This window comes from Flavobacterium denitrificans DSM 15936 (genome assembly GCF_000425445.1).
Taxonomy (GTDB): Bacteria; Bacteroidota; Bacteroidia; order Flavobacteriales; family Flavobacteriaceae; genus Flavobacterium; species Flavobacterium denitrificans.
In genome coordinates this window covers 1-11,911 of the sequence record NZ_AUDL01000013.1, presented here as the reverse complement: position 1 = coordinate 11,911, position 11,911 = coordinate 1, and the positions used below count along the sequence as shown (strand labels likewise).

The window sequence follows — 11,911 nt, the reverse complement described above, 5'->3', positions numbered from 1 at the left end:
AATTAAGTTATTAGATTTAGATTATAAATTTTCTTTGATAAAGTTAGTCATTTTATTGTACAGCTGAATTCTCGTTTTTCCGCCATAAATACCATGATCTTTGTCTGGGTAGATTTGAGAATCAAATTGTTTGTTTGCCTGAATTAAAGCTTCCATCATTTGCATTGAATTCTGAACGTGAACATTGTCATCGCCTGAACCGTGAATCAATAAAAATTTGCCTTTTAATTTTTCAACGTGGTTGATAGGAGAGTTCTGATCATATCCAGTTGGATTTTCCTGTGGCGTTTGCATGTATCTTTCTGTGTAAACACTGTCATAAAAACGCCAGTTTGTAACTGGAGCAACTGCAATTGCCATTTTGAAAACATCATTTCCTTGGAAAATACAATTAGACGCCATAAATCCACCATAGCTCCATCCCCAGATACCAATTCTTGAAGCATCAACATAAGGATATGAGCCAATTACTTTTGCAGCATCGATTTGATCTTCAACTTCATATTTACCTAATTGTAATTGTGTTACCTTTTTGAAAGCAGCACCTTTAAATCCAGTTCCTCTTCCGTCAACACAAGCAACGATGTAACCTTGTTGCGTCAACATTTCGAACCAATATTCATTCGAACTTCCCCATCCATTCACCACTTGTTGCGATCCCGGACCAGAATATTGAATCATAAATACTGGATATTTTTTTGAAGCGTCAAAATCTTTTGGCTTCATAATCCATGCATTCAATTCGTTTCCTTTAGCCGTTTTTAAAACAAAAAATTCTTTTGAAGGAAGGTTAAAATCTTTCAATTTATCAGCAAGAGCCTTATTGTCTTCGATAACCTGAATTTCTTTTCCAGTTTTTGCTTCATTTAAAGTATAAATTGTTGGTTGTGAAGCACTAGAATAAGTGTTGATGAAAAATTGGAAATTTGGGCTGAAAGTCGCCGCATTTGTCCCAATTTTAGTAGTTAAGGCTGTTTTATTTTTTCCGTCTAATGAAATACGGTAAACTGCTCTATTTATAGAACCATTTTCTGTTGATTGATAGAAAATAGTTTTTGTTTTTTCGTCGAAACCATAGTAATTAGTAACTTCCCAGTTTCCTTTCGTAACTTGATTTTTAAGTTTTCCAGTTTTATCATAAACATAAATATGATTAAACCCGTCTTTTTCGCTCGTCCAGATAAAGCTATTGTCTTTTAAGAAAGTCAAATTATCTGTAACATCAATATAAGCTTTGTCTTTTTCGCTTAAAACTACTTTAGAAGTAGCTGTAGTTCCATCGATAAATAATAAATCTAAATTGTCTTGATGACGGTTTAAAACCTGAGCCGACAATACGTTATTGTCATTTGTCCATTGCATTCTAGCAATGTAGAAATCATTGTAATTTCCTAAATCAACTTTTTTAGAAGCATTTCCTGCTGCGTCAAAAATATGTAATGAAACTAGTGAATTTTTTTCTCCAGCTTTTGGATATTTAAACGTTTCAATTGTTGGATACAAATCTTTATGAAACATTGACATTGAAAACTCTGGAACCTGGCTTTCATCAAAACGGATATACGCTAGTTTTTTACTGTCTTTACTCCAGTCAAAAGCACGCACAAAAGCAAATTCTTCTTCATAAACCCAGTCAGTGATACCGTTTATAACAGCATTCTTCTTTCCGTCTGTTGTAACTGCAGTCGATTTTTTTGAAGCTACATCGTAGATATAAAGGTTATTTTGTTTTGCATAAGCGATTTTTGTTCCGTCAGGCGAAAAAGTTGGTTCTTGAATTTGAGAATCAACCAATTTTGTCAAAGTTTTTCCTGCGATGTCATACACGAAATAATCTGCAGTAAATGAGTGACGGAAAATTTTAGATGAATTACAAGCAATTAAAATCTTCTTTTCAGAAGCATCAAAAGTATAGCTGTCAATTCCGTCTGCAAGTGCTGCAAAGTTTTTAGTATCAATTAAATTTGAGACCTTTTTTAAAGTTGCAAAATCATACAAATCAACTTGCATACTTCTGCTTGCCTGATCGACATTTAAAACAGTATATTGATTAGTATTTTTTAAGGATTGCATTTGGTCCATTCCTTTAGCACGAAATGTACCTCCAAAAATGTTTTCGACAGTTATTTTCTGCTGCCCAAAAACAACCGCAGTTAAAAATAAAAGCACTGCAGTAAATTTGCTTGTATTCATTATAATTATTTTAAATATAAAAAGAGCCCAATTTTAGTAAAAAAAATAAACATAATACACATTTTAAGTGTTAAATGTTAAAAAAAATAACGATTGCGGACTTTCATGTCTGAAATAGATTGCAATCAAAACTCTTAAAATAGTATCTTTGTGCCCACAATATTATTTAATACATTGAGAATGAACAACGCTGTTTCCGGATTTTCTAAATTATCCAAAAAAGAAAAAATTAATTGGATCGCCAACGAATATTTTTCTACACCCGAAGAGGCGCTAAATATTATAAGAAATTACTGGAATTCAGATGAAAAGCTTCAACAGCTTCATGACGAATTTATCGAAAACACAATTACCAATTTATACATTCCTCTTGGAGTTGCACCTAATTTTCTGATAAATGGAAAATACAAAACAATTCCAATGGCAATTGAAGAAAGCTCCGTTGTTGCTGCAGCCTCAAAAGCCGCCAAGTTCTGGTCAACACGTGGTGGTTTCAAAACCACAATAATCAGTACCGAAAAAATCGGACAAGTTCACTTTACCTTTAAAGGAAACGCTGAAAAACTTCATTCTTTCTTTGAGGAAATAAAACCAAAGTTCTTTTCTGAAACGCAAAGCATTACAAAAAATATGCAACAACGCGGCGGCGGTATTTTAGACATTCAGCTTAAAGACAAAAGAAATTTGCTTGAAAATTATTTCCAGCTTCATGCCACTTTTGAAACTAAAGACAGCATGGGTGCGAATTTCATCAACTCTTGTTTGGAACAGTTTGCTTCGACTTTAAAAGAGGAATTTCAGAATTCTGATTTGTTTTCCGAAGAAGACAACTTGCAAGTAATTATGAGCATTTTATCTAATTATGTCCCTCATTGTCTTGTAAGAGCCGAAGTTTCTTGTCCAATTGAAGATTTATCAGAAAAACATATTTCGAATCCACAGGAATTTGCTGAACGTTTTGTTCAAGCTGTTCAAATTGCCGAAGTAGAGCCCTTTAGAGCTGTCACACACAACAAAGGAATCATGAATGGTGTTGATGCCGTAGTTTTGGCAACCGGAAACGACTTTAGAGCTATTGAAGCTGGAGTTCACGCTTACGCATCAAGAAACGGACAATATTCTAGTTTATCGCATGCAAAAATCGAAAACGGAATCTTTACTTTTTGGATGGAAATTCCATTAGCGCTAGGAACCGTAGGTGGCTTGACTTCATTGCATCCGCTGGTAAAATTATGTTTGGAAATTCTTCAAAAACCTTCGGCGACAGAATTGATGGAAATTACTGCCGTAGCAGGTCTTGCACAAAATTTTGCAGCGCTTCGTTCTCTAACAACAACTGGAATTCAAGAGGGCCATATGAAAATGCATTTAAATAATATCATCAACCAGTTTGAAGCAACAGATGAAGAACGCCAATTAATTAAAGCTCATTTCAAGAAAACAGCAGTTTCGCATAGTGCTGTTGTTGAGTTCATCGAAAATTTAAGAAAATAATTAGAAGCTAATCCCGATATCCGTCACAATCTTTTGCCTCCCGATAGCTATCGGGACCGGCACAAAAGGATTTTCACTACTATCGGGGCTAAAAAATACGTATGTCAACAACCTTTTACAGTAACGGAAAATTATTCATCTCTGGAGAATATTTAGTTTTAGATGGTGCAGATGCATTTGCTTTGCCTACCAAATTTGGGCAGAATTTAATTGTCGAAAATGCAAAAGGCAAAATCATTGATTGGAAAAGCTATGATTACGATAATACGCTTTGGTTTGAAAACACCATTTCATTTGATGAAATCATCAACAATATCAATTCAGAGATAGAAACTGTAAAGACAACGCTTATAAATATTCTTCACGAAGCCTATTTATTAAATCCAGATTTCATAAACAATTCTGAGGGTTATAAAATCACAACAAATCTAACTTTTCCTAGAAACTGGGGATTGGGCACTTCATCAACTTTGATCAATAATATTGCTCAATGGACAAAAATAAATGCTTTTACGCTATTAAGAAATAGTTTTGGCGGAAGTGGTTATGATATTGCATGCGCTCAAAATGATACGCCAATTCTTTATAAAATAGAAAAAAATACGGTGCATCCTGTAACTTTCAATCCTGATTTCGCAAAAAACATCTACTTTGTTTACCTAAATAAAAAGCAAAACAGCAAAGCTGCCATTCAGGCCTATAACAAACATAAGGAGCAAAATTTATCCAAAAGTGTCGCAGAAAACAATAAAATTACCCATGCAATCTTACATGCTAAAACATTAAAAGAATTCGCTCACGAAATTCAAAGACATGAAACTCATTTGAGCAATATTCTTGAAATGAGCACAATCAAAGAAAAAGCTTTTCCAGATTTCAATGGAACGATTAAAAGCCTCGGAGCATGGGGTGGGGATTTTGTTATGGTAGTGGCAGAGGATAATCCGGCAGCCTATTTTCAATCAAAAGGATACGACACCATTCTTACTTACAAAGAAATGATTTTATAATTTAAATATTGGCTTTTTTATCTTCAGAAAGTTCAGGCTCTGATTGTAAATGACGAACCTTTTGATTTTCTAATTCATTAGACTCAATAAGTGTATTATGAAGACGTTCTGCCATCTTTTCAATGCTGCTGTTAATCGAATCATACACAAGTTCCATTCTCCTGTGTTTTTCTTCTTTTACCGCCTTTAGAACATCTTCAACGAATCCTTTGTCGTATTTTTCAGCAACAGAATCACGTGTGTTCGTCAATCGGATTACATAATCGTTACTCAAGATTGTAACTTTAAAATGTTGCTCCTCATTACTTAAGTAGTATTTACCTCCTAATTCATCAACATTGATGTCAGTACTGCTCACTTTCAAAAGCTCAATAATAATCCCGTAAATATGATTCTCAATTTTGGAATATACCCGTGGTTTTCTTCTAAAAAGTCTAAATACAAAAAACATTAATCATCTGATTATTAAGGTACATATTCATTTTTGTCTCTCTATTTTAAATATCGTGCAGATAAAATTTATTCTGTTTAAATAAAAATTTTAACAAATTAAATGCAATAATTCTAATAACCCAAATTTTTTAAATTATATTTCTATTATTCCTATATAACTTACAAAAAACAAAGCTGTTTGGATTACAAAAAAAGGTTGCAGATAACTATTTAAACAAAAAACCCGAAACCTAAAGTTTCGGGTTTTATATTTTAATTTTAACTTCTAAAAACTAGTAGTTAAATTGCAATCTATTATCTTCGATTTTAGCATTGCTTTTCAAAGCTGGCAAAACTCTGCTTGCATCAGATGCACTTTGAGATTTTAACTTAGCCACATACTCTGCGTGGTTTGCAATTGCAGGAGCTTTAACAGTGCTTACGTTTTTCACTACATAAACTCCAGTATTACCTTCAATTGGAGCAGAAACTTTATTTGGTGCTAAAGCAAATGCATTTCCAACAACTTTAGGCTCTTGCCCGACACCACCTGGCAACACAGGATTATCCATAGTTACGTTAGTTGCTTGCTGAACTGTTACACCAGCACTCTTAGCCATAGCTTCGATTGTAGAACCAGTTAATTTAGCTTTTAAGATTTCAGCTTTTTTCTTGTTTTTCAAGATTGACTCAACATAAGGTCTAGCTAAAGTTACAGATACTAAACCAGATTTGTTTTCGCTTTTGTATTGAGCAATTACGTGACCAATATTAGCTAATTCAAAACGTTTCACATCACCAATGCTTGTTTCTTTGTCAAATGCCCATCTGATAATGTTACGTTGGTTTCCTAGAGGACCAAACGCTTCATCCATAGCTTTTGCAGTTACTGGAGCAGAGACTTTTAAACCTAATTCTTTTGCTGTAGCAGCAAAATCTTTATCAGCAGCGTCCATTTCGAATTTAGTTGCCAATGTAAACACTTTATCAGAAGTAGCTTCAGATGGCTCAATTTTTTGAGCAATTGTAGCTAAACGAATTCCGTCTTGTTTATCAGTAACTTTAATGATATGGAAACCGAATGGAGTTTCAACTAATCCAACTTTACCAATTCCGTTGTTGAATACAAAATCATTGAATGGTTTTACCATTTGGCCTTGACCAAAATAACCTAAATCTCCACCTTGCTGTGCAGATGAATCATCAGAACTTGTAAAAGCAAGCATCATGAAACTATCTGGATTAGCTTGAACTTGAGCTAAAATTTCTTCGGCTTTAGCTTTTGCTTCTTCTTTAGTTCTTTTTTCTTTTGCATTTGGAGTTTGAGATCCATCATAAGCAATCAAAATATGGCTAGCTTTTGCATTAACACCAGCTTTAAATCCTAAAGATTTAGAAATTGCATAATATCTTCCGTAAACATATGGCCCATAAATTGCTCCTGCAGGTAAGCTGAACAATTTGTCAGCATCAACAGCTGGCAAAGCATTTTTAGGAACATAAGTTGAATCATAAGGAACATCAGAATTTGAGTTTACGAACTCTGCAATGTTTGTAGCATTTTTAAATCCAGGCAAAGTATCATTTTTACCCGTTTTTGCATTGTAAACTACGCTTCCGTTTAATAATCCTGTGATTTTTGCTTTAATTTCAGCTTCATCTTCTTTTGAAGCTTTGTCTTCAACTAAAACATATTGAATTTCACGAGTTTCATCCGCTTTGAATTTTTTCTCGTTTTTCTTCATATAATCTACGATTTCATCATCAGAAATTTTCACTTCACTATCTTTGATAGAAGAATATAAAGCTGCCGCATAACTAAAGTTTACTTTGTTTGCTTCCATTTCATATTTCAACTTTCCTTCACTAGCAGTTGTGTAAAGTCCAGATTTGATTAATGTATTGTAGATTTGGAATTTTGCATTTAATTCAGCATCTTTTTCTTTTTGCGAAATATATTGTGCTGCTTCAGGATTAGTTTTGAAGTAATCTTTAAATTTTACAACATCAAACATTCCTGCCGCATTTAAAAACATTGGGTTTTTACCAATATTTGGATCTGCTTTTAAAACTTCAATTAAATGTTTCTCACCTACTCTTAATCCTAATTTATCGAATTGAGCAGATAACAATGCGATTGAAACCTCTTGATCCCAAACTCTGTTTGCAGCTTCAGTGGAAGTAATACCTTGCCCACTTTTTTCAACATTACTAACTTTAACTCTAAAGTCTTCAAATGAAATATCTTTTCCGTCGATGCTTCCCACATCTTTTGAACTTTGACTAAATGTTCCTTTGTTGAATAGATCTTGTATTATAAATGCAAATAATGCAAGTGCAATAACTCCTATCAATAACGCGGAACGTTGTCTAATTTTTGCTAAAACTGCCATTTTTATTATCGTTAATTTTATATTCAGTTTGCGAAAATACAATTATCTAGTTAATAACAATACAACTAGCGTTTTATTTTGCACAATTTTTTTAATTATTGAAAAAAATCAGTCTTTTATGGACATTTTCACTAATTCAATTTTCTTATTTGTTGCTTCTTCGATCACAAAATGATAGTTATCGATTACAATTTTATCTCCTTTTTGCGGAATTTTCTTAGTTGAATTCACTATAAAACCACCTAATGTCCCATATGAATCTTCTTCAGGAATTTCTAGTTTGTAGGTTTCATTCAAGTACTCAACATCTAAACGAGTTGAAAACAAGAAGTTACCTTCTCCTAAATCTTCTTCGACTAGTTCTTCATCAAGATCATGCTCATCTTCAATTTCCCCAAAAAGCTCTTCAACAATATCTTCTATTGTAATAATTCCTGAAGTTCCTCCATATTCATCCAGCACGACGGCAACATTTTTCCTTTTTTTAATAAGGAGATTTAATGCATCTTTGATCAAAATTGTTTCTGGAACAAATTCAACCGTCATTAATACTGATTTGATTGTTGCTGGTTTTTTAAACAAGTCAAAAGAATGCACATAACCCACAATATCATCAAGCGAATTTTGACTGACCACGATTTTAGAATAACCAGTTTCTATAAAAAGCGTTTTTAAGTCTGACACACTTTCAAACAAATCTATATCGACAATTTCTGTACGTGGCGTCATAATATCACGCGCTTTTACGCCCGAAAACTCCAACGCATTTTGAAAAATCTGAATTTCAGAATCTACTTCTTCATCATCTTCTACGGCATTCATCTGCTCCGTTATATAATTCCCTAATTCTATTTTGCTAAAGTACAATTGCACTTGGTCGCCTTCAGTTTTAAAAAATTTCTTTAAAACAAAATCGGAAATCCAGATAAAAAAAGTTGAGATATAATAGAATAGCTTATAAAAAATATAAGCCGGAACGGCAAAAAACTTAACTAACGAATTTGCATAAATTTGAAAAAACACTTTTGGAAGAAATTCAGCAGTAATTAAAACAACAAGGGTTGAAATCACAGTTTGAACCAAAAGGCTTGTCCAGTCAGAAAACTGAAACCCTAAGCTTATGATACATCGAAGAATCAAATCTCCCATATAAAACCCATAAACTACTAAAGCGACATTATTGCCAATAAGCATTGCCGCAATAAATTTTGACGGATTTTGAGTAAGTTTGGTTAAAATTCTTGACAAAAAATTATCTTGTTTTTTCTCAATCTCAAGATAAATTTTATTGGAGGAAATAAACGCAATCTCCATTCCCGAAAAAAAGGCTGATAGTATTAAACACAATATTATAATACTAATTTCCATTTTTACTGTTTTTTATTGCGGTCGTCAAATTTTTTGACAAATTTCCTTCTAAAGAAAAACATAAAAACGGCCATTCCCGCAATTACAAAACTCAAGGCATAGTTTTCGTTCCCTTCATTTAGTTTTATAACGCCATCATATATAAAGTATACGGCAAATGCGATGTAAACGTATTGTGTGTATTTTAAATAACCCATGATATTTATTCGTTTGACTCAATTTCACCACTTATTCGTTGCGAATTGATCATTTTAAAATCTTTGCTAAAATCTATTCCTTGCCCGGTTGACACTCCTTTTGCATCTGTAAGCTTGAATTTTCTTTCGGTATAAAACCACTCATTTTTTTGATCGAAATAAAGCTGTTCGGTTTCTAAAACTTGGCCTGCTTCTGAAGTGATTTTAACATCCCCTTGCAAATCAATTATTCCTGTACTTTTATAAGAAACTGCATAATTTGACTTGATAAAAGTACGTTTTTGCTTTTTGTCATATAACGTTACATCAATTCCTTTTGGAAAATCTGTAAAAGGAAATTCAAGATTAGAATAATCGAGCATTTTCGGGCTTATCAAAACCCCAGTTATACGACCAGAATCTGTATATTTTATATTTACCGTATCGGCATCACTTCCCGGAACGAATTCGGCAAAATTACTTCTTTGCACTTCTTTAAAATTACTTTCGCATCCAAAAAACAGTGTCACAGCAAAAACTGTGACAACGGCTATAGTATATCTTTTTGGTAAATTCATTTGCCAAAAGTAGTAAATTGTAATGAGCTTAGAAAAATATAGCTTAGGTATTACTCAATTTTTCGTTGCGAGAACCATCTGTCGTTGAAAGAAAAACTTGCACTGAAGTTCAAATAATTCTCTTGGATCAAACCTGCAGAAGTTGTCCCTCTTTTACCAAATTCAATTCCAATATTCACATTTGAAAAAGATCCCGTAATTGGGAAACCAGCACCTAAAGTCATTCCGATATCATTTATTTCTTGATTATTAAGTACCAAGCCTGTTTTTTCATATTTCAAACCGGCTCTGTAAGTAACTCTGCTGAAGTAATTTGCAAATGATGTGTAATTAGGGATATAATAACCTCCAAGTGCATATTTTGAATATTTTTCATAACGAACATCATCACTTGAATTGTAATAATTCTCATACTGCCCGCTGCCTTGAAAAGCAAGCGTTGTTCCAACAAGCCATTTTCTAGGAACACCAACTCCAGCTCCAATAGTCAATTTGCTTCCAAGTTTTAATTTTGCTTCTACTGGATCAGACACAATTGGATCTGGATCTGAATCAACTTCAATAGTTCTTACATTGCTTGCATTTAATGTACTGGCGAATGTATAGTTCAAACTTGTAAACAACATCATTTTTTTATCGATCTTGGTTTGATACATTGTCCCAACATTAAAGTTCGCACCTGACAAATCAGATTCATTAGTTTCTCGAGTTGCATTTTGCACCCCAGTGATCGCCTCAACACTTGATGTATTTATCGATCCAAAATTATATTGTACATCTGCTCCAATATTCCAATTTGGCCTAATTTTGTAACCTAAACCAAAGAACACTTTATTAATACCACCTTTTCCTTCAAACTGGCTATTTGTCGCTCCTTCAGTAGCTGTATTATCATTTAAGATTTTATACCCAACTGATGATAACGGAACCAAACCAAAAGCTGCTCCAAATTTCTTCATCGGAATACCTATTGCTAAATAATCGAAAGTTGCTCGTTGCGCTTTTTCTGAGTGATCAGAATTTTTTAGCGTAGCTGTACCAAAACTTCCCCCAACAGTAAATGTAGTTTGTCTTAAACTAGCATAACTTGACGGATTATCAACATTCAAGTGAATACTATCCTGTTCTATTGAAACCCCAGCCATAGATCTGTTTTCTAGAGTACCTTTGAATCTTGCATCCCCAATTCCGTAGAAAGAATATGGCGAAGCTGTACCTTGCTGAGCAAATGAAACGAACGAGATAAGTAAACAAGCACTTATTATAATTTTTTTAATCATTGTCGATTTTATATTGAAATGTTTGGTTCAAACTTTCTAGTAGGAAATTTGAATTGGCAAATATGGTATTTTTTAATCGTTTAGCCAAAAATTCTGCATCACCTCCCGTTAAAATTATTATAAAATTTGAAAATTCAGCTCGATATTCATCGATAAAACCGTCGATCTCATAGACGAATCCATTGACAACTCCTGAATGAATGGCTTGTTGAGTTGAGTTTCCTACATAATTTTCGGGTTCTTCAAAAGTCAGCAAAGGCAGTTTGGCTGTGAATTGATGCAAAGATTCGTATCGTAATCTTAATCCTGGCGAGATTGCTCCACCCAAATAGTTGTCATTTTCGTCGATAAAATCGTAAGTAATGCATGTTCCCGCATCAATTACTAATCTGTTTTTTTTGGGGAATTGCAAAGTTGCGCCAGCCGCCAAAATCATTCTGTCTATTCCGAGCGTTTTTGGAGTTGCATATTTATTATGGAAGGGAAAAATATCTTCATGAGTAAAAAAATGGATATTGAGTTGATTTTCGAAAGCCAAAAAAGATTGTTTTTCGATATTTCCAACCGAAGCAACAACCAAATCAGAACAATTTTGAAATTTTTCTAAAATTTCTTCAATTTTTTTTTCGAGATCGTTTTTCTCAAAAACAAAATTTCCCAATACATTATTCTCCTCAAATACAGCCGCTTTAATTCGTGTATTACCAACATCAACAGTTAAAATCATATCTATTTTTTTACCCTTGCGAAGATACGAATTGATTTTTTTAAAAAAATGTTTTGGATAAACGAAAAATGATTCTATCTTTGCACCCGCATTGAGCACAAGACGGTACCTTAGCTCAGATGGTAGAGCAATGGACTGAAAATCCATGTGTCCCTGGTTCGATCCCTGGAGGTACCACGAAACCCGAATAGCAATATTCGGGTTTTTTGTTTTTTAAAATATTCTTTTTAAATGCATTACTTATATATTCTATATTCTAA

Annotated in this window: 10 protein-coding genes and 1 tRNA gene; 3 read left to right on the top strand and 8 right to left on the bottom strand. The window is 33.3% G+C overall.

Annotation, left to right across the window (positions count from 1 at the left end; genetic code table 11):
• Positions 1-21: 21 nt before the first annotated feature.
• Positions 22-2,193: a S9 family peptidase gene (locus tag H600_RS0108935; RefSeq protein WP_026728462.1), complete on the bottom strand. Its 2,172-nt coding sequence runs from the start codon at positions 2,191-2,193 to the stop codon at positions 22-24.
• A gap of 180 nt (positions 2,194-2,373) precedes the next feature.
• On the opposite strand from H600_RS0108935, the gene H600_RS0108930 reads away from it, so the two are divergent.
• Entirely contained in the window at positions 2,374-3,687 is a 1,314-nt protein-coding gene (locus H600_RS0108930) for a hydroxymethylglutaryl-CoA reductase, degradative (protein ID WP_026728461.1), read from the top strand.
• Between the two features lie 101 nt (positions 3,688-3,788).
• Positions 3,789-4,697, top strand: coding sequence for a GYDIA family GHMP kinase (locus tag H600_RS0108925; protein ID WP_026728460.1), 909 nt, complete (start codon positions 3,789-3,791; stop codon positions 4,695-4,697).
• 1 nt (position 4,698) lies between these two features.
• Here the strand turns inward: H600_RS0108925 and H600_RS0108920 are convergent, their stop codons facing one another.
• The 7 genes from H600_RS0108920 to H600_RS0108890 form a co-directional block, all read right to left on the bottom strand.
• Positions 4,699-5,148, bottom strand: a complete 450-nt coding sequence (locus H600_RS0108920) for a hypothetical protein (protein WP_026728459.1) — start codon at positions 5,146-5,148, stop codon at positions 4,699-4,701.
• Between the two features lie 274 nt (positions 5,149-5,422).
• Positions 5,423-7,522: a peptidylprolyl isomerase gene (locus H600_RS0108915; protein WP_026728458.1), complete on the bottom strand. Its 2,100-nt coding sequence runs from the start codon at positions 7,520-7,522 to the stop codon at positions 5,423-5,425.
• Positions 7,523-7,630: 108 nt separating this feature from the next.
• The gene (locus tag H600_RS0108910; RefSeq protein WP_026728457.1) at positions 7,631-8,890 is read right to left on the bottom strand and encodes a hemolysin family protein; all 1,260 of its coding nucleotides are present in this window, start codon (positions 8,888-8,890) and stop codon (positions 7,631-7,633) included.
• A 2-nt stretch (positions 8,891-8,892) separates the two neighbouring features.
• Entirely contained in the window at positions 8,893-9,087 is a 195-nt protein-coding gene (locus H600_RS0108905; RefSeq protein ID WP_026728456.1) for a hypothetical protein, read from the bottom strand.
• A gap of 5 nt (positions 9,088-9,092) precedes the next feature.
• The gene (gene lptC, locus H600_RS0108900; RefSeq protein ID WP_026728455.1) at positions 9,093-9,644 is read right to left on the bottom strand and encodes an LPS export ABC transporter periplasmic protein LptC; all 552 of its coding nucleotides are present in this window, start codon (positions 9,642-9,644) and stop codon (positions 9,093-9,095) included.
• A gap of 50 nt (positions 9,645-9,694) precedes the next feature.
• Positions 9,695-10,924, bottom strand: a complete 1,230-nt coding sequence (bamG, locus tag H600_RS0108895) for a BamG family beta-barrel-assembly machinery protein (RefSeq protein ID WP_026728454.1) — start codon at positions 10,922-10,924, stop codon at positions 9,695-9,697.
• The gene (locus tag H600_RS0108890) at positions 10,917-11,651 is read right to left on the bottom strand and encodes a type III pantothenate kinase (RefSeq protein ID WP_026728453.1); all 735 of its coding nucleotides are present in this window, start codon (positions 11,649-11,651) and stop codon (positions 10,917-10,919) included. Before H600_RS0108890 ends, bamG begins: the two co-directional genes overlap by 8 nt.
• Before the next feature lie 104 nt (positions 11,652-11,755).
• On the opposite strand from H600_RS0108890, the gene H600_RS0108885 reads away from it, so the two are divergent.
• Positions 11,756-11,828: transfer RNA gene (locus tag H600_RS0108885), tRNA-Phe, on the top strand.
• Positions 11,829-11,911: the final 83 nt, after the last annotated feature.